The following is a 19,217-nucleotide window of genomic DNA, read 5'->3' as shown; positions in this document are numbered from 1 at the left end:
TACTGACGAAATTCAAAATATATTCTGAATCAAACGCTTAACTAGAAAATTCCCGAGGTGTTGATTTTCAAGCGAACAGTCTCAATTCTATGCTCTTGCTTGGTCACAACAGTAAAAGTGTAAGCCTCAAAAGTTACCGATTCACCTTTCTTGGGTAGGTTCTCTGTGAGTGAGAGAATCAAGCCGGACAGGGTCTCAAAGTCTCCAATCGGCAATTCCCATCCGTATTTATCATTGAGGTAATCAATTTCATGACGTGCGCTCAGCAAATATTCCTGCTCGGAAATTTTCTGTTCGATCAAATCATCGCTGTCGTATTCATCCTCGATTTCCCCAAAAATCTCCTCAATAATATCTTCCATGGAAACTATCCCCGAAGTCCCACCAAACTCATCCACTACCAATGCCAAGCTTTTTCGTTCTTGAATAAACTGGATAAGCAACTCATTTGCCAAGGCCGATTCCGGCGCAATAATGATCGGGGTTAAAATCTCCTCGATGGTTTTGGGCTTCTTAAAAAGCTCCAACTGATGACAATAGCCGATCACATCGTCGATGGATTCCCGGTAGACTATCACTTTTGAATGCCCACTTTCTTTGAATACATTTTTCAATTCCTCGATCGAATCACCCACTTCTACAGATACGATATCTGTTCGGGGAACCATGCATTCGCGGACGCGGACAGTCTTAAACTCCACAGCATTGTCAAATATCTTTGTGTCAATTTCCACATGGCCTTCTTCCTTACCTTTGTGGATATGGTTTTGCACAAAGCTATTCAGATCTGTCACCGTGAAAACAGGCTTGTCTTCACTATATTCTAAACGAAGTATTTTGGTGATGAAAAACCTCGAAAGTCCCACTACAGCCCAAACTACAGGATAAATTAGAATATATATGATCCAAAATGGTAGCGCAAAGAAATTCAACATGCTATTGGGATTCAGCATGAAAAGGCTTTTTGGCAAAAACTCAGCTGTTACCAAAACCACAATAGTGGAAATCAACGTCTGGGCAAATAAAACCACCGCATCGTTATTGAAGCCTTCCGGAAGCCACATTTTCAGCGGATCTTCCATGAGATATGCCATAAAAATACCGTAGAGTACCAGCGAAATGGTATTGCCCATCAGTGTGGTTCCGATAAACTGTCCGGGGCGCTGCACAAATACACTTAACAACCTCCCGGTCATATCACCTTGCTTGTTCTGAAGCTCAATCTGGAGCTTATTGGAAGAGATAAACGCAATTTCCATCCCTGAAAAAAAGGCAGAAAAAACTAATGTGAGGATCACATAAACCAAATCATAACTTGCTTCCATACTTAGCGTTTTTTTCCTCTATTGGTTTTCTTCTTTGGTACCGGAGGCTCTTCGGTTCTTTTCATTCTGCGGTATTGGAACCAAAATAGCAAGGCTACCGCAAACATAAAAATCGCATAGGAAGCCTGTACGCCCTGAGTGACTGTCTGATGGATGCCCACAATCATGAGTGCAAGTGAAAGCGACAATAGTAATGCGTCAACTAATTTCATTCTGTTTACTGTGGAAGTGAAAAATAAGGGATTCGATTCTTTTTATGAAGAGCTTTATTTCTACTAAATTCATTTAAAGACCATTATCAGACAACGGAACCTGACCATCCCTGGAATTCTTAAGCTTATACGTACTGAACGTTTCATCTGCTTCAAATGCAGACCCAAAGGAATACATATCGCCGTTTTGCACTCTTACAAATTTTTCAGTATAAATCTTCTTCTTAATCCGGTCGTAAAAAAGCTCTTCGGATTGAAGTTTTTGATCCTTGATCAGGTTATGTACCTGCACATTTCCAACGCCCTTGTAGAGATTTTCCTGTTTATAAAAGTAGCCTTTATCCGCAATGATGGTAGTACTCAATTCACCTTCTTTTTCGAACATCTTAATTTCAATCCCTTCAGGAAACTCTACATTCCCATTTGCAAACTCGAGTTGCAGGGGAGCCGTGAGTTCAAAACGCACAATAGCCGAATCACTTTGGAGTAAATGGACATTCTCTGTCTGTCTCATGGGCCCATCATACACAGCCAAGGCAGATGCATCCACATCTTCCCTACAGGAACTGGTTATCCCAAGAATGCAGAAGAATACGAAAGAAAATAAGCCGGTCTTCACAGTCCAAAGATACTTGAAAATTGTTTTACGCCCATAAATGAAAAAAGGCAGCCCGAAGACTGCCTTTTGTATCAGTAGTGTGATTAATCTCTTGTAGCCAAGGTGACGGACTCACCTATCCAGCAACCCGTGCTCAGCGTCTCACCTACTTGCATTCCTTCGGTAAAGACTTCTTCCTTAGAAGGGAACTGGGCTCTTGCCTTTGACATCCCTGCAGAATCTCCGGCTTTTTGATACGCATTGTAGGCAGCGATGTAAATTGCTCTATCCTTTACTCTGCTTTCTCCGCCCTTGCAATCATTGAATGAATTCATGTACATGCCTGCGATCATCGAATAAACATCAGCGGTTTTTGAAGAATCGATGTTTGCAGCTTCTTTTGCTTCATTTCTAGCAGCGGATTTTTTTCCTTGCTTAGCATAAATGGTCGCTAACTCCATGTGTCCTTCAGCTTTCTGGGCGTCATTTTCAGCAAGGGTCAATGCTTCCTTCCATAATGCCTCAGCCTCAGCTAATTTATCCTCTTGCACATATCTCATTGCAATCACCTGGGAAGTGGAGAATGAAGGCTCTTTTTCATGCTTGATCTTCAGCGCCTGCAAGAATGCATTGGACGAGTAACATTTGTATTGAACTGAATAATTAAAGATCTGGTTAGCCAATGCTTCATTGGTAGGGTCAGCCGCCAATTTTGGTCCCATCGTGTTTTCGATGAAATCACAATCAATCAGTTCCATTGCTACCAATAACTGCTCTAGCGTGCCCTTTTGGCTGGAAACATCTGTTCCTTCTGCTGCAACCTCATCAAGCATTTGATTTAGTTTATCATGAATTGCAAGAATTTCCTCCCCCGAATATGCTTTGTTGTAAGCATAATTTCTGTAAATTAAATCGAAGTAGGCCGCTATCAACTGGTAGTTGATAGTCCCGTTAAGTTCCATAGCTTTTTCGAAGTCAGCAATTGGACCTGTAAGCTTATCCTTATCTCCTTTGTAATATTGATAGCCGTAATAAGCCTTATTCTCTATCCAATCTTTCTCGTTATTATAAAGCTCATTCCTCTTGTCGTAAATCGCAATCACAGAATCCTGATACACTCTTTTTTGGGCCTCATCAGTTGTAGCTTTGGAAGCACCATCGTACACTATTACTCCATTTTGATAGATAGATTCATTTAGCTCTGGCACATTCACAAGTAGCCAGTGTAAAGGATGGGTGGCTTCTATGAACTGCTCTGAGTCCTTGAAGTCTGTGTAAGCCGCGTTTAGCTCTCTTGCTTTTTTCTCTTGGGCAGGATCGGTTGGGAAGTTCCATCCGTCTTGAGCTTGGACCATCCCGGCAAGAAGCAGAGCAGCTAGCCCTAGGAGTGTAGATTTAATTTTCATTTTCATAATGGTTTAATTCGGCACAATTTAATCTTCATGTCTAAACCTGAGTTTGGTATTCAGGATTTAACCATTTCGATCTTAAGGTTTGGTTAATTATTATTCAAATACTCGTTTGTAAAACCAACTATTATCATTCAGCGACAACCCTAAAGTGAAGTTCACATAATTCTCTCGGATAAGCCCGTTATCGGTGGTTCCCCGTTGCCCTATTTTCACTGCGAAGTTCACTAACGAAAGTTGGTTTACAGGAAGTGAAGCTCCAAAGTTAATGCCAAGGTCATTGATATTTGTCGCGTTAATATAATATGGAGTCTGCTGATATTCCAATCCGAAGCGATAAGTTCCCCGCTTCAAAGGACTGTCAGCATCCAGATAATCCGGTACAATCTGGAATCCCAATCCTACCTTGATAGCTTCTTGCAACCGCAAAGGATCACCGAACAGATTTTTGAACTTTTTGAAATCTTGGTATTGGCCTTCCAGCCCGATCACATATTTATTGTTTTTTTCATAAGAAACCCCGAATCCGTAGCGATTAGGGATATAAATGCTTCCAGGTTCATCATTGGCGATCAAGTCTCCCTCTGAATCCGGGTTGCTAGCTTGGCCAATTGATGCGAGCTTGGCAAAAGCTTTTCCACTAACATCCCCTAACTGCTGATAGATGGCACCCAGATGCAGCTTACTCTTTTCATTCAGCGGCAAGAAGTAATAGGCACCGGCTTTAATGCCCACATCGCTTACTGTTAATCTTTCATAATATTCTGAAGTAGTGCCCACTGGGCTCCCTTCTTCATCAAAAAGTGCCAATTGGTTCGTGCGGATTGTGGAGCCAAATAGATAAGATCCTTGTATACCAAGACTTAAATTTTTGGCTACTACCATTCCATAACTTAAATAGACTTCTGAAATACCTCCGTCCCCTTCGATAGAATTCAATGCCTGTACATCGGCATTGTTTACATCGCTCTGTATGAGCATGCGATAATTCACACTGGTGAGCTGGTTCAGCCCCAGGCCGACGGTGGCTTTATTTACTTTGACCGGAAGTGAAAATGCGATATAGGACAAACCTCCACCATCAATGTCTGATGTCTCGGTGCCATTATCAGCAGCAATTTTTTTATAATTCAGCGCTGCCTCAAAATTAAAAATCGCGTTTTTAGTCGAAAGGGCGGGATTGACTACATTGGGATTCCAGGCAGAACCGAAACTGATACCAAGTCCCCCCATAGCTTGATTATTGGTAAGCCCGGAATAATTAAATTCTCCGATACCGAGGGCACTATAGGTAGAAGCACTGGACTGTGCCTGGGCTTCGGTAAATAATAAAAGGGTGCATAGTACACCCAGCAATTGCCATTTGATTTTACTCAACATTGTGGTTTAGAATAGAATTCAATCCATAGAGGACCAAATTTGGGACTACAAATATGAGGTCTTTTGCCAATGAATCAAAAGATTGGGCATCTCCACCACTAATAAAGACCTCGATTTCAGGATATTTTTTGGTGTATGCTTCGATTTGGCCAAGCAATTCTAGCTCAATTCCATACCAAATTCCAATCTGCATACATGTGATTGTATTGTTTCCAATCAACCCGCTAGGTTTCACTTTTAAATCTACCAGAGGTAATCTTGCCGTTTGCTCATGCATTGCTTTGGCACGCATCGCAAGTCCAGGGCTTATCGCCCCTCCGAGATAAGAATTACTCCCGTCGATCAGATCAAAAGTAATACAAGTTCCCAAGTCTATCGCTAGAACTGGCCCTTTACCTCGCTTGGACCAAGCACCAATCGCTCCCGCAATACGATCTAAACCCAGTCTGGCAGGGGATCCGTAAGCATTACTGATCGGTAGTCTGGTCTCTGGATTGAGGTATAAGAACTGAAAAGATAAAATATCTTGTAATTCCGCAAAATCCCACTTTACGGAACTCACCAGACAATAATCAAAGAATACTGTATTCCAATAAGTTAATGCATCTTCTATTTTTTCGAACACTTTCTCCTCGGCTAGTCTATCCCCTTCAAAAAGGCCCGATTTGATTCTAGTATTCCCAATATCTATAATCAGATTTGTCATCCAGTTTAATTATTACTTCGCAAAATAGACATTCAAAAAAAACGGGGCATTTTATCCTTGTTAAATTATCTTTGACTAGTTACCACTTAACAAACTTTAACCATGAGCCCAACAAACTACACCATGATAGGATTGATGTCCGGTACATCGGGAGATGGACTGGACATGGCCCATTGCAGCTATGAACTTCACCATCAGTGGTCTTTTGAGATATTGGAAGCCATTACGGTTCCTTTTCCAGCTAATTTGGGAGAAAAGCTCATGAACAGTCATCGGCTTTCAGGCTTAGAATTGGCACTTCTTGATGTGGACTTTGGAAAGTGGATGGGAGAAAAAGTCAGAGAATATTGCAGCGAAAAGCAAATCAAACCCATGGCTGTGTGCTCGCATGGCCATACTGTTTTTCACCAGCCCTCACGGGGACTAAGCCTTCAGATCGGCAACGGCTGGGCACTTCATCAGGCTTCAGGACAAAAAGTAATTAATGATTTTCGAATGCAGGACATACAACTAGGCGGGCAAGGCGCCCCCTTGGTGCCTATTGGAGATCGCCTGCTTTTCCCGTCCATTGATTTCTGCATTAATTTGGGAGGAATTGCAAATATCAGCATGGAATCATCCGGTCGGCGAATTGCTTTTGATTGCTGTCCTTTTAATCTATTGTTGAATGCGCAGGCAAATGCGCTGGGAAGGGAATACGACAAAGATGGAGTCTGGGCAAAAGAAGGGGTGCTCAACGAGAAGCTATTTAATGCGCTCAATGCCCTTCCGTATTATTCCAAATTAGATTCAAAATCCCTTGGCAGAGAGGATTTAGAAAATGATTTCAGCCCTCTTTTGAATTCAAGCGGTCTTTCTGAAAAAGATATTCTACGAACCCTGGTAGAGCATTATGCATTCCAGATAGCCAGCCTGGTAAAGCAATACCATACTTCTGATCACCCATCTGTCTTGATTACAGGGGGTGGGGCATACAATACCTTCTTTATAGAGCGCCTGCATAGCCAGTTAGAGGGGAAGTGGGTGCATACCTTTGCTTCCTCTGAGCTGATAGAATTTAAAGAAGCGCTGGTCTTCGGATTTTTAGGAGTATTGCGTCTACGAAATGAAACTAATTGCTTAGCCTCTGTCACAGGAGCTAGACAGGACTCATCCGGAGGTCTTATTTTTGGTTAGCCCTCTAGCAGCCCCCCTATAGTAAGAGCGGTTTATTTTTCTATTTTTGCCAAGATATAAACCCAAAGATACATGCAGGAATTACTGAAAAAATTTGAAAACAAACAGCCCGAAATCACTTTTGAATGGAGCGACAGCGAATCAGAAGCTGAAGGCTGGGTAGTAATAAACTCCCTTAGAGGTGGGGCCGCAGGCGGTGGCACCCGGATGAGAAAAGGGCTGGACAAGCGTGAAGTGGAATCGCTTGCAAAAACCATGGAAGTGAAGTTCACTGTGTCGGGTCCGGCTATTGGCGGGGCTAAATCAGGAATCAACTTCGATCCAAATGATCCCCGCAAAGATGAAGTGCTAAGGCGCTGGTACAAAGTCGTGTTGCCTCTTCTGAAAAATTACTATGGTACTGGCGGTGACCTAAACGTGGATGAAGTTCACGAAGTAATCCCCATCACTGAATCTTATGGTCTATGGCACCCTCAGGAAGGTATTGTAAATGGTCATTTTCATGCTACCGAACCTGAGAAAATCCGAAAAATAGGTCAACTCAGACAAGGTGTTTCCAAAGTCCTTGAAGATCCGCAATTCACTCCAAATGGGACTAAGAAATATACGGTATCAGATATGATTACCGGCTTTGGTGTAGCAGAAGCGGTAAGACATTATTATAACATCTGGGGAGGAACAATCAAGGGCAAGCGTGCCATCATCCAAGGATGGGGCAATGTAGGCGCTGCTGCTGCCTGTTTTCTTGCCGTAGAAGGGGTGAAGATAGTCGGTATCCTTGACAAGGATGGTGGGGTGATCAATGCAGCAGGTTACTCGCTTGACGAGGTCCGTGAGCTCTTCCTCAATAGAAAAGGGAACAAACTGGTGGCCGAAAATCAACTTTCTTTCGAAGAGATTGATCAAAAAATCTGGGACCTGGAAAGCGAAATATTTATCCCAGCTGCAGCCTCACGGTTAATCCGCAAGGACCATGCTGAGCGAATGGTCAATGCTGGCTTGGAGGTCATCTCTTGCGGTGCCAATGTGCCCTTCGCTGACCCTGAGATATTCTTCGGACCCATTGGTGTCTGGACAGATCAGCAGACTTCTGTGATACCTGATTTCATCGCAAATTGTGGGATGGCGCGTGTCTTCGCCTATTTGATGAGCGATAATGCCGAAGTCACTGATATGGCCATATTCTCAGATGTCAGCAGAACAATTGAAAATGCGCTGAAAAATGTTCATTCCGCAAACCCTGAAAAAATTAAACTCGCCGAAAGCTCCTTTAGTATAGCCCTGGCACAACTCGTGTAAAAACATTATTTGTCTTTGCCCGATCGAGTTAATTTTTGAATAAATCAGTCGGGTTGGAAAGTTTTGATTGTGCTGTATCAGGCAAAAGCTGTAGTTTAGCAGACGTCAGAATTGACTAACAGCAAATCAATTATTTGCCTAAATTAACCGAAAAGAACACCCAGCTTACCCTATTAGCCTAATGAAGAATTTTGTCTTAAGTTTCTCCATACTTTTCGGAATATTATTTTTTGGTGGATTAAACACACAATTAGCATATTCCCAAAACACTGATGCTGAGAAAGTTTACCTTGCCCAAGCGGAACATGGGGAAACAGGCCAAGCCGCTGCTCATGAGGATTTGGTGGAAGAAGCCGTCGACGAGGAACATCATACCGCACCGATTTGGCTCGTCATTCCATTTGTGGCTTTACTGCTCATGATAGCCACAGGTCCTTTGTTTTATGAGCATTTTTGGCATAAAAACTACCCGAAAATCGCAATCGGCTTCGCCTTGCTGGTAGTTTTCTACTATTTATTTATCCTGGGTAATGTGCATGCGCCAGTCCATGCTTTGGCAGAATACATCCAATTCATTGCACTGCTGGCTTCATTATATATTGCCTCAGGCGGAATCCTGATTGAAATAGATAAGAAAGCCACACCGTTTGCAAACGTTACCTTGCTGGTCATTGGTGCTTTGATTTCTAACCTGATCGGAACAACAGGAGCCTCCATGCTTTTGATCCGTCCTTTCATCAGATTAAACAAAGGGAATATTCAGGCCTACCACATCATATTCTTCATCTTCATGGTGAGTAATATCGGCGGCTCATTGACTCCTATCGGGGACCCTCCACTATTCTTGGGTTTCTTGAAGGGCATTCCATTCTTCTGGACTTTAGAGCACAACTGGCCTGCCTGGATATTTGCATTAGCCGGCTTAGCCGTTGCCTTCTATTTTATCGATAAAAAATTCGGCAGGGCAAATGATGACAGTGAGCTGGAAGAGACTGCTTACACCAATAAGCTTTCCTTAATAGGAATGAAAAATTTCGGGTGGTTATTTATTATCATTTGCTCAGTATTCCTTGACCCTAATGTGATTGAGGGTGTTCCTGCAATCGTATATGATGGCCAAAAATTCTCCTACATAAGAGAAATCATCATGCTGACTGTAGCTTTTCTTTCCTATAGATTTGCAGATCAGAGAGCTATTAAAGGCAATGAATTCAATTTTGAACCGATTCGGGAAGTAGCATTTATCTTCATAGGAATATTTGGGACAATGATGCCTGCCTTAGAACTCGTCGGTGCATTTGCCAAATCCCCGGAAGGTGCGGCAATGATCACGCACAATACACTTTATTGGGGTACGGGCGTTCTCTCCGGGTTCTTGGACAATGCACCAACCTACCTGAACTTCCTGGCGGCCGCCATGGCTTCCAAAGGTGCCTCCATCAATAACATCGAAGAGGTCCGTCAGTTTGCAGCTGATGGATACCATGACTCGGCGTTTGAACTGATGGCCATTGCCATTGCGTCGGTATTCTTTGGAGCGATGACTTACATTGGAAATGGGCCAAACTTTATGGTGAAGTCTATAGCAGAACAGAACGGTATAAAAATGCCCTCGTTCTTTGGTTACATCATCCGCTTCTCTTTGCCGATCTTATTGCCCCTTTTATTGCTGGTGTGGTTGGTATTCTTCGCTTTCGTTTAAGTTATACCTCCCCAAAGCGGAAACAAGATTCTAGATGGTCATTGACTAGTCCCGTTGCCTGCATGTGCGCATATACGGTCGTGCTTCCCAAAAATTTAAAACCACGTTTCTTCAGGTCTTTGGCAAGCAAATCGGATTCTTTAGTAGTGGCCTGCGCTTCAGCCATGGATGATAAGCGGCTTTGAATAGGCTTGCCTCCCACGAAGCCCCAGATGTACTTGGAAAAAGAACCAAACTCCTCTTGGACTTTCATAAAGCATTTGGCATTATTGATTGCTGCCCGGATTTTTAAGACATTTCTGATTATGCCTGGGTCTTGAAGTAACTCCTGCACGTAACTTTCAGGAAATTCTGCGACTACTTTGTAATCAAAGTCAGCAAAAGCCTTGCGATAGCCTTCTCTTTTCTTCAAGATTGTGGCCCAGCTCAAACCTGCCTGGGCAGATTCTAAAATCAAAAATTCGAAATGTACCCGATCATCCCATACCGGAACACCCCACTCCGAATCATGGTACTCAACATATTCTTTGAAACCAAGACACCAAGGACAACGGGACTTTTGATCAGAAACTTGAAAGGTATTTTTCATTTGCATGGCGGTTAAACAATAAAATTAATCAAGAATTGGGATAAGGGAGTAGAGTACCTTACTTTCTGACTTCAATTGACACATTAAAATGATAGCCACCTCCTCTCTAGAAATCAGCGCAAAGGCTTACCGACAAAATATACGCTATATCCGCTCAGAAATAGGTCCAAAACCAACAATCTCTGCTGTGCTAAAAGGTAATGCTTATGGTCATGGAATTTCTCAAATGGTAGAAATAGCAGAAAAGGCCGGAATCCGCCATTTTAGCACGTTCAGCTCGGACGAAGCGTGGGAAGTATGGGAAAAATCAAAAAAAGAATCTGAAATCATGATCCTGGGCATGCTTCATCTGCAAGAGCTGGAAGAGCTTATTCGAAAGGGAATCAGCTTTTACGTTTTTGACTTTGAAAGGCTGGTAAAAGCAATTTCAATCTCTAAGGAAATCGGTATCCCCGCAAAGCTCCACATAGAAATTGAAACCGGATTTCACCGGACTGGATTTGATTGGATTCAACGGGAGAAACTTGCCGAAATGCTGTTGGAAAATATTGATTTCATCTCAATAGAAGGGCTTTGTACGCATTACGCCGGCGCAGAATCTGTGAGTAATTTTGTACGAGTAAAAAATCAGATTGCCAGATATCATGAATTCAAGGACTTTTTCAGGGAAAAGGGAATACTATTCAAAATCTATCATACGGCCTGCTCTGCTGCTGCACTTATTTTCCCCGAAACTATTATGGACATGGTGAGGATAGGAATTGCAGGTTATGGTTTTTGGCCGACTAAAGAGACATTTTTTGCGAAACTCAATTCGCTTCCTAAGGGAAATAAAAATCCGTTAAAGAGGCTGATCACCTGGAAAAGCAGTATCATGAGTTTAAAATCTGTGAAAACCGGAGAGTTTGTCGGCTATGGTAACAGCTATATGGCTTTGGAAAATATCCGTCTGGCCATTGTGCCTGTGGGCTATGGACACGGCTACAGCCGTCTTCTGAGCAACCAGGGAATGGTGCTGATCAATGGTCAGTATTGCCAGGTAGTTGGGACCGTAACTATGAATGCAATTGCCGTGAATGTGGGAAAGCTCAAAGAGTTGAAAGTCGGCGACGAAGTAGTCCTTATAGGAAAACAAGGGGGGAAAGAGATCACTGTAGCTTCCTTCTCCGAATCCACCCAGATGGTGAACTACGAAATGCTGACCCGGTTACCTAAAGACATCCCGCGGAAAATCATTCCTTAATAGAAAATCACCGTTTTGTTTTTGATTGGCATCACCTTACGATCTATATGATATTTGATGGCTTTGGAGAGCACTACTTTTTCTACATCCTGACCGATTTGCACCAATTCTGAGACTGTATTGTGGTGTCTTACACGAGCCACTTCTTGCTCGATAATCGGCCCGGCATCTAACTCTTCAGTCACATAGTGAGCGGTGGCCCCGATAATTTTCACTCCCCGCTCATAGGCTGCGTGATAGGGTCTAGCTCCTACAAAGGCTGGTAAAAAGGAATGGTGGATATTGATGATCCTATTGGGAAAATGCCTGATAAACTCGGCAGACAAGATCTGCATGTACCGCCCTAGTACCACAAAATCTATTCGATTGGTTTTCATCAGTTCCAGCTGTTTGGTCTCAGCAGTTGCCTTTGTTTCAGGGGTAATGGGAATATAATGAAATGGAATTCCAAACGCCTGCACGATTTCCTTCAGACTTTGATGGTTAGAAACTACCACTGGAATATCTACATCAAGCTGCCCAGCATGATGCCTGCCCAGAATATCAAATAAACAATGAGAAAGCTTGCTGACAAAAATAGCCATCCTTGGTTTTGGGAAATTGAAATGAAGCTTGAAATCCATCTTAAATCTCTCCCCAACTTCGGCCCGGAACCTAGAGGCAATCTCATCTTTTGCCAAAGAAAAAGAATCCAATTCCCAGGCTGCTCTCATGAAAAACATACCCATCTGCTCATCTACGTGCTGATCCACCTCCAGTATATTGCCTTCGTAGGCGTAGAGGAATTTAGAGACTTCCGCGACGATCCCCTTCTGATCAGGACACTGGATGATGAGTATAGCTTTTTTCATATGAATGTAATTTGTCTTTTAAAAGCCATATGGAATCTCACATGCATTATAATCATCCCAGTGTGTGGCTCTTGAGTCATGCTCGATTTCATCTGTTTATTATTGTTTTAAAATGGTCAGATGGAATCTTTGACGACTAAAATAATCATTACCCTGAGTGTTTTAATGATGATTTTATTCGTGTCGATTTCATCTTTTTATTTTTAGTTTTTCAGCGGTATGATTTCAACGTTAAGAATTCCAGATCTTCCACGCTGCTTCAGCTTGCAGTATTAGCATTTCATGTCCATTCTTTGCTTTCCCTCCCTTTGCCAAACATGCTTTCATCAGGGCTGTTTCAGATGGATTATAAACCAAATCATAAACAAAATGTGCTGATGTAAGCTGTTCCAAAGGAATGGCAGGGATACCGTCCACATGGGGGAAAGTCCCCAGCGGAGTAGTATTCACAATCAAGTGGTGTGTTTTCATAATCTCCGGATCTGAAGCCAGGTCGTCGTAGGTAATCTGATCCTCATCTTCGGAGCGTGATACGTTGAGAAACTCAATGCCCAACGCATAGAGTGCCTGCTTGACGGCTTTTGAAGCCCCCCCAGTTCCTAAAACCAAAGCCTTTGGTTTTACAGCTCCTAACCAAGGCACCAGGGAATTTTTAAACCCTATATAATCTGTATTGTAACCTGTGAGCATTCCATCTTGAATGTGTATGCAATTTACCGCACCGATTTCCTCGCAGGCTTCATCCAGCTCATCCAGTAAAGCAATGACATCCTCTTTGTGGGGAATCGTGACATTGATTCCTTCTATCTCCGGATCTTCATTTAGAATTCGCTCCAATTCACGTGCATTAGGGATATCATACAACTCGTACAAGCAGCCTTCAATTCCTTCCTTTTCAAATTTCTCCGTGAAATATTTCTTGGAAAATGAATGCGTAAGCGGGTGGCCTATCAATCCGAATTTTCTCATGATTTCTTTAAATATGCTGCCAGTCTATCAATCCCAACGACCAAAATAACCCCAAAAGCAAAGGCGGCAAGTGCCACCATCAGTTTTGGTTCGAAGCCTGTCTGCTCCAGATACTCTCCTGGAAATAAATTCTTTGTTAAAAATGGTTTCTCTTCTCCACTGGAGGATGTCCGATAGGCTGTGACAATTTTCCATGGCCAAAGCTTATTGATAGAACCCAGCATAAACCCAGAAAGTAAGCCGATTGTAACGGAATAAAACCGCTTCAGTAACCAGGAAATTACCCTGCTAAATGATAGAAGTCCAACAATACAGCCTACTGCAAACACTGCCAATGTAGCAAAATCCCGCTCTGATACGGCATGCAATATCGGCTCATATTTCCCCAAAATCAGTAATATAAAACTTCCGCTAATTCCAGGGAGAATCATAGCACAAATCGCTATAGCTCCTGCTACGAAAGTAAACCAAAGCGCATCAGGGCTACTTGTGGGTGGTAATTCCGTGATATAATAGGCCGCGGCCGTACCGATAAGAAGCGCAAGCACTACTCCCATACTCCACTTTTTGATATCCTTCAATATCAAAAAGGCGCTGACCAAAATCAATCCGCAGAAAAAAGACCAAAGCGGGATGGGATGTTCCACCATCAAGTAAGTGATCAGCTTTGATAGGGAGAAAATACTTGTGAAAATCCCCAAAAGCAAACTCAATAAAAACCCACCATTGACAGCTCTGAAGAATGCTTTGAATTCAAACTTCAGCAATAATCCCAGACTTTCCCCAGTGAGGGAATTGATGCTACGAAGCAACTCTTCGTAGATTCCTGTAATGAGGGCAATAGATCCGCCTGAGACACCTGGAACAATGTCTGCTGCCCCCATTGCCATTCCCTTCAGGTAAGTGAGTACACGTTTTCTGATAAAATCCATAGTCAAAAATAAAGGCTGATCGGAGTATTCCAACCAGCCCGTAATGGGTGGGTTATATTACAATTTGATTTCTCCCAGAAAGTGGTCAAATGTATCACCTCTCAAACCCAGTCGGATAGTTTCCAGAGGAATAATTTCTGAAGGGCTGATATTTCCAAGGTTCACATTTGCTCCGATGAGCTTAATGAACCACACTTGCTGGGACTTAATTGGAGCTTCCCAGATGATGCGCTCTTCAGGGATTTGAGTAAGAATCTCTTCTACCAGTCCTTGTCTTACCTCCCCTGAATCTCTGAATAAACCGACATTCCCACCTTCGCGGGCTTCTCCGATTACTTTCCAGGCCCCTGCATCCAATTCTGTCTGCATCTGTTCGATCCATTTATATGGGGGGATAATTTTGGCAGCATCCTTAGATCCTACTTCCGAAAGCACAGTTACCTGCTTAGCTAATGTAGCAATGTATTCACACTTCTTATCGTGATTGAGGGAAATAGACCCATCTGATACCTCAGCGAACGAAAGATCATATTTATCCAATACTTTTCTATAATCGTCAAATTGACCTCTGACTATAAAAGCTTCAAAAAGTGTACCCCCGAGGTAAACAGGAATTCCTGCTTCCTTATAGATGGTAAGCTTCTCATTTAGGTTTTTGGTCACATAAGATGTAGCCCAGCCAAGCTTTACGATATCTACAAAATCGGAACAACTATCTACAAAATCTTCTGTGGCTCGTAGGCTTAGGCCTTTGTCCATGGCCATGGTAAATCCTTTGGTTCGTGGCTTTTCAGTCCGAACGGGGATATTATTCAGCTCATAATTCATTAGCGAGGTTTTAATGTTAAGACTCGAGATTTTCCTCTCGATATTGGGCAATAATCTTGTACAAAGCCTTCTGCTGTTTCAGCTCAGGCATCAAATCATACATGATGGTATGCTTTTCAAAGTCCAAAGTTAACCCATTTTCCAAAAATGAAAATGCCTCTTTGTAATTGCCCATCTTGATTAAGTAAACAACCAGGCGATAATACAGCTCCGCCTCCTCAGGCATTTCCTCAATCCCCTCTCTTGTCACATCAATCGCCTCTTCGAATCGGTTTTGCTCAAAGTAGATAAGTGCCAGATTTACATAAGTTTCCAAAATTCCAGGCTCAAGATTGATCGCTTCTTCATATGCCTCAGAGCTGGCCTGCATATTTCCCAAATTAAATTCAGCATCTGCCAGGCCTACCCAATAATTAGAATTTTCTTTTGTAAGATTTAATGCCTTTTTAAAATAATGTATCGCCTCAAAAAACTTCTCCTTCTTCAGCATGCACATTCCCAAGCCAAACCACGCATCGTCGTACTCCTCATCAAACTTAGCGGACTTCTTAAAATATTTGAAAGCCTCATCTATTTTATCAAGTTTCTCATATGCGGCACCCATATAGCAGCAATTCTCGGCATTCGCTCCTTCACAGTTAATTGTATTTTGGTATGCTTCCAGAGCCAACTCATACTGCTGGGTGTTCATCAGGGCATTGCCGAGATTGAAATAGGCTGAAGCAAAAGCGTCATCGATCAATATGGCATAATCATACGCCTTGATTGCTTCTTCAAACCTGCCCAGACGGTTATACACTACTCCCAAATTGTACCAAGCACCTGCACTATAAGGATCTTGATCAATAAACTCCTGATAAAAGTCAAGAATCTCATCAAAAGAGCCCTCTTCCTCAGTTATCATCGCCAACTGGAAAAGCGCATCTTCATGATTGATGCGGTTTTTTACCGCTTCTTTGAAATAATGACTCGCCTTCTCATTGTTGTTTTGGACACGATAGAGGTTGCCCAAAGAATAAAATACCTCAGCCTTGTCTTCCGCCAATGGCAGGAAATTCTCCAATAGTTCTATGCCTTCCTTGGGAGTTCCTGCCAAAATATAAGCGTTTGCAAGGGCAAGAATAATCTCTTCGTTGTTAGGAGATATGTTATTGATGTTTTCCAGGATATCCAGACCTTCTTCCAATTCATCATTGAAAATCAGGCATTGTGCCTTCAAAAGTTTAATTTCCACGGAGAAAGGGAATCTTTCCAGGGAAAACTCAGCCGCGCGCAATGCCTTAAGAAACTTCTGCTGGTCAAAGTAAAATCGGATGATATCTTCCAATTCCTCCTCTTCAAAATAAAGGTCCAGATTGGATTGCAGGGAATTTTCAAATCGCTCTACCAGCTTCTTGTCATTTTCCCAATCGTGATCGTGATCTCCGGTCATTAGGATGTGTTATGGTTTAGTTAAGTTACCAATTAATTTGGTCTCTCAAAATCTCGATTTGTTAAATTTTATTTTCCTCTTTCGGAGATGATTGTTTATCTCTTGTGAGCCTTTGAGAAGAAACGATTGAGATCAAAAATAAGTTTACTTTGACCAATCTAAGGTTTCATCTAAGCTGTAATAGCTGCTTCCAAGCAGCTTGTTCACTTTAGTATTATCAAAATAGACTTTCTGTTGGGAGATCATTGCCGTCTTTTTGTTAAGTGGGCTTTTACTTAATCCTACTTTCCTGAGAATTGTATTGACAAACACAGCCGCGCTGAGTAACAGTGGACCCACCGACTTTGACGGAGCTTTCTTCCCAAATGCAAAAGCCATTTTCTCAAAGAATTCTTTATAAGAAATCCGTTCTTTATTTAATATGAATCGCTCGCCCCAAACACCCTTTTCTACCAATTCTCTGACTTGTTTAGCAGCATCCCGTACATCTATGTAGTTCAGATCTCCCTCTGGATAATAGGAATTTTCTTCCAATACATAGTGGTAAATATCCGATGAGCTACGGTCATCACTGATTTTTCCCAACAAGATTGAGGGGTTTACAACTATCAGGTCCAGCCCCTCCTGCTCCCCTCTCCAGGCTTCCAGTTCGGCTAAATATTTAGAAATACCATAATCGGTATTAAGTGGAGATTCCACCCATTTGAAATTCTCATCTAGATGCATCAGCTCGGGGCTTCTTCCAATTGCTGCTACAGAGCTTATGTGAATGAGCTTATTCACACCTATGTTCAACATGGCGTTCACAAGATTAGCCGTGCCGGTCACGTTGGTTCTATGTAGAATCTCCTCGTCTTTGGAATCATATGACACTTTCCCAGCAGCATGAACCACCAAATCCATTCCTTCCAGCGCCGCTTCCAGCGATTCAATGTCAGAAAGTTCTCCTTCGTACCAAGTAATAGGAAACCTATGTCCCTCCAAAAGCCTGAGTGAGGAATTATTCCTGCGGAAGCCATGAATCTCTCCAAGTGCAGCAAATTCTTTGGCTAAATAGCTTCCAAATAATCCCGTAATACCTGTGATGAGAATCTTCATTGGCTTACTCACGAATCAAAGAGAAGAATTGAGCAGGTTGAGTTCTTTGATTTTTCCGTAAAGTTTAGATTTAGGCAGAGTCTCCATCATATCCAAGTAACGGGGATTATGGCAGTCAGTCCCAAAAAATCGAACCAAACCGGTCTCTACCAGCATCTCTCCAAAATCTTTCACTGGTTTGGAATAAAATCCCGTGAGTGACAGCAAGTTCACCTGAAAGAGGATTTTCCTGTCTGTCAGATCCTGTAGTAGTCCTTTGTCAGCAATCAGGTATTGATAGCGCTCAGGATGCGCCAGAATAGGCTTGAAGCCCGCCATTTCCAATTGGAATATAATCTCCAAAAGCATTTGGGGCTTATTGATAAAGCCGGTTTCTACCAGTATATAATTATCACCGAACGTGAGGATTTCTTCTCCATTTTTGATTTTCTCCAGGAAAATCTCATCCATGTAATATTCCGCGGCAGCTTCTATCTCAATGGAAATACCTTCATTTTTCAATGCACGACGAAGATCCTCAAGACCCATGTTGATGATTTCAGGTGTATTGCGATAGTACTCCGACATAATGTGGGGAGTAGTTATTATTTTACGCAAGCCATAACCCGCAAGTCGCTTGATCAAATCAAGTGATTCTTCCATAGTTTTAGATCCATCGTCGATGCCTGGAACCAGATGCGAATGCATATCCACCTCCAACCAACTCAAGTCAAGATCTTCGACAACCTCAGGCTTTTTCTTAAACAGATCTAAAAATCCCATTACAAGCCTCCTTCACTAGCTTTAAATTCTTCCAAAGTAGGCCAAATGGCATCTTTTTCAGAAATAATTGGCTCATTTATTTGCCAGTCTATTTTCAATGCAGGATCATTCCAGTGTATCCCACCTTCACTTTCCCTATTATAATAATTTGAACACTTGTATGCAAAAATAGAATCTTCCAGCACAGAAAAACCATGGGCGAAACCTGTTGGCACATACATCAGGTTGTTTCTGTCAGCGTCAAGAATGGCGGAATATTTCTCTCCGAAAGTAGCAGAGCCTTTTCGTAAGTCAATGATCACATCCAAAACCTTGCCCTGAATCACCCGTACCAATTTCGCCTGAGCAAATTCCCCACGCTGAAAATGAAGGCCACGGACTGTTCCTTTCTGTGAAAAGCTCTGATTATCCTGAACCCATCCATGATTTACTCCTTCGGATTGTAACCAATCCGCCCGATAGGATTCAAAGAAATAACCTCTTTGGTCTTCAAAAACTCTAGGGAAAATTTCTAAGACACCCGCTAGAGGTGCTTTTTTTATTTGGGCCATCTAGGTATATGTTGTTTCCTGAATTAAAAGGCAAAATAACCACCAGTCAAAGGACTATCCTAATCAATTCTAAGGAAATATGTCGAACTTTGTGCCATCTTTTCGCACAATTCGAAAAATCATGGTTTCAACTTGCTATTTCTAAGCAAATAGGA

General features: G+C 42.3%; 19 protein-coding genes. 4 read left to right on the top strand and 15 right to left on the bottom strand.

Annotated features, from left to right (window positions below):
- Positions 1-41: 41 nt before the first annotated feature.
- The 6 genes from AS141_RS08495 to AS141_RS08470 all read right to left on the bottom strand — a co-directional run bounded on the left by AS141_RS08495 (position 42) and on the right by AS141_RS08470 (position 5,630).
- Positions 42-1,325 (bottom strand): hemolysin family protein, encoded by a 1,284-nt coding sequence (locus tag AS141_RS08495; protein ID WP_057937205.1) that lies wholly within the window; start codon positions 1,323-1,325, stop codon positions 42-44.
- A 2-nt stretch (positions 1,326-1,327) separates the two neighbouring features.
- Positions 1,328-1,537 (bottom strand): hypothetical protein, encoded by a 210-nt coding sequence (locus AS141_RS08490; protein ID WP_057937204.1) that lies wholly within the window; start codon positions 1,535-1,537, stop codon positions 1,328-1,330.
- 73 nt (positions 1,538-1,610) lie between these two features.
- The gene (lptC, locus tag AS141_RS08485; protein ID WP_087149392.1) at positions 1,611-2,156 is read right to left on the bottom strand and encodes an LPS export ABC transporter periplasmic protein LptC; all 546 of its coding nucleotides are present in this window, start codon (positions 2,154-2,156) and stop codon (positions 1,611-1,613) included.
- Between the two features lie 83 nt (positions 2,157-2,239).
- A complete protein-coding gene (locus AS141_RS08480) occupies positions 2,240-3,541 on the bottom strand; it encodes a hypothetical protein (protein WP_057937250.1) in 1,302 nt (433 codons plus the stop codon).
- Between the two features lie 99 nt (positions 3,542-3,640).
- Positions 3,641-4,924: a hypothetical protein gene (locus tag AS141_RS08475; RefSeq protein ID WP_057937203.1), complete on the bottom strand. Its 1,284-nt coding sequence runs from the start codon at positions 4,922-4,924 to the stop codon at positions 3,641-3,643.
- A complete protein-coding gene (locus AS141_RS08470; RefSeq protein ID WP_057937202.1) occupies positions 4,914-5,630 on the bottom strand; it encodes a type III pantothenate kinase in 717 nt (238 codons plus the stop codon). The genes AS141_RS08475 and AS141_RS08470 overlap by 11 nt, the downstream gene beginning before the upstream one ends.
- Positions 5,631-5,732: 102 nt before the next feature.
- Here AS141_RS08470 and AS141_RS08465 point away from each other — a divergent pair, with 102 nt between their 5' ends.
- The 3 genes from AS141_RS08465 to AS141_RS08455 all read left to right on the top strand — a co-directional run bounded on the left by AS141_RS08465 (position 5,733) and on the right by AS141_RS08455 (position 9,807).
- Positions 5,733-6,806 carry an anhydro-N-acetylmuramic acid kinase gene (locus tag AS141_RS08465; protein WP_057937201.1) on the top strand — a complete coding sequence of 358 codons (1,074 nt, stop codon included), beginning with the start codon at positions 5,733-5,735 and terminating at the stop codon, positions 6,804-6,806.
- Positions 6,807-6,878: 72 nt separating this feature from the next.
- Positions 6,879-8,105 carry a Glu/Leu/Phe/Val dehydrogenase dimerization domain-containing protein gene (locus tag AS141_RS08460; protein ID WP_057937200.1) on the top strand — a complete coding sequence of 409 codons (1,227 nt, stop codon included), beginning with the start codon at positions 6,879-6,881 and terminating at the stop codon, positions 8,103-8,105.
- 181 nt (positions 8,106-8,286) lie between these two features.
- Positions 8,287-9,807 (top strand): sodium:proton antiporter, encoded by a 1,521-nt coding sequence (locus tag AS141_RS08455; RefSeq protein WP_057937199.1) that lies wholly within the window; start codon positions 8,287-8,289, stop codon positions 9,805-9,807.
- Between the two features lies 1 nt (position 9,808).
- On the opposite strand, the gene AS141_RS08450 is transcribed toward AS141_RS08455, so the two are convergent.
- Positions 9,809-10,396, bottom strand: a complete 588-nt coding sequence (locus AS141_RS08450) for a DNA-3-methyladenine glycosylase I (RefSeq protein ID WP_057937198.1) — start codon at positions 10,394-10,396, stop codon at positions 9,809-9,811.
- Positions 10,397-10,484: 88 nt separating this feature from the next.
- Here AS141_RS08450 and alr point away from each other — a divergent pair, with 88 nt between their 5' ends.
- Positions 10,485-11,639, top strand: a complete 1,155-nt coding sequence (alr, locus tag AS141_RS08445; RefSeq protein WP_057937197.1) for an alanine racemase — start codon at positions 10,485-10,487, stop codon at positions 11,637-11,639.
- Here the strand turns inward: alr and purU are convergent.
- The 8 genes from purU to rfbC form a co-directional block, all read right to left on the bottom strand.
- The gene (gene purU, locus AS141_RS08440; protein WP_057937196.1) at positions 11,636-12,490 is read right to left on the bottom strand and encodes a formyltetrahydrofolate deformylase; all 855 of its coding nucleotides are present in this window, start codon (positions 12,488-12,490) and stop codon (positions 11,636-11,638) included. The two genes, alr and purU, sit on opposite strands and share 4 nt — an antisense overlap.
- Positions 12,491-12,721: 231 nt before the next feature.
- The gene (locus AS141_RS08435) at positions 12,722-13,459 is read right to left on the bottom strand and encodes a shikimate dehydrogenase family protein (protein ID WP_057937195.1); all 738 of its coding nucleotides are present in this window, start codon (positions 13,457-13,459) and stop codon (positions 12,722-12,724) included.
- Positions 13,456-14,391 (bottom strand): DUF368 domain-containing protein, encoded by a 936-nt coding sequence (locus AS141_RS08430; RefSeq protein WP_057937194.1) that lies wholly within the window; start codon positions 14,389-14,391, stop codon positions 13,456-13,458. Before AS141_RS08430 ends, AS141_RS08435 begins: the two co-directional genes overlap by 4 nt.
- Before the next feature lie 57 nt (positions 14,392-14,448).
- Positions 14,449-15,219 (bottom strand): phosphosulfolactate synthase, encoded by a 771-nt coding sequence (locus tag AS141_RS08425; protein ID WP_057937193.1) that lies wholly within the window; start codon positions 15,217-15,219, stop codon positions 14,449-14,451.
- A 16-nt stretch (positions 15,220-15,235) separates the two neighbouring features.
- On the bottom strand, positions 15,236-16,651 hold the full coding sequence (locus AS141_RS08420) for a tetratricopeptide repeat protein (RefSeq protein ID WP_057937192.1): 1,416 nt from the start codon (positions 16,649-16,651) through the stop codon (positions 15,236-15,238).
- Between the two features lie 144 nt (positions 16,652-16,795).
- The gene (locus AS141_RS08415) at positions 16,796-17,749 is read right to left on the bottom strand and encodes an NAD-dependent epimerase/dehydratase family protein (protein ID WP_057937191.1); all 954 of its coding nucleotides are present in this window, start codon (positions 17,747-17,749) and stop codon (positions 16,796-16,798) included.
- A 15-nt stretch (positions 17,750-17,764) separates the two neighbouring features.
- Entirely contained in the window at positions 17,765-18,511 is a 747-nt protein-coding gene (locus tag AS141_RS08410; RefSeq protein ID WP_057937190.1) for a tyrosine-protein phosphatase, read from the bottom strand.
- A complete protein-coding gene (rfbC, locus tag AS141_RS08405; protein ID WP_057937189.1) occupies positions 18,511-19,062 on the bottom strand; it encodes a dTDP-4-dehydrorhamnose 3,5-epimerase in 552 nt (183 codons plus the stop codon). The genes AS141_RS08410 and rfbC overlap by 1 nt, the downstream gene beginning before the upstream one ends.
- Positions 19,063-19,217: the final 155 nt, after the last annotated feature.

Origin of the sequence: Algoriphagus resistens (assembly GCF_001442615.1) — a bacterium.
Lineage (GTDB): Bacteria > Bacteroidota > Bacteroidia > Cytophagales > Cyclobacteriaceae > Algoriphagus > Algoriphagus resistens.
Note: the sequence above shows the minus strand (reverse complement) of the source record. Positions and strands in the feature narration are given on the sequence as shown.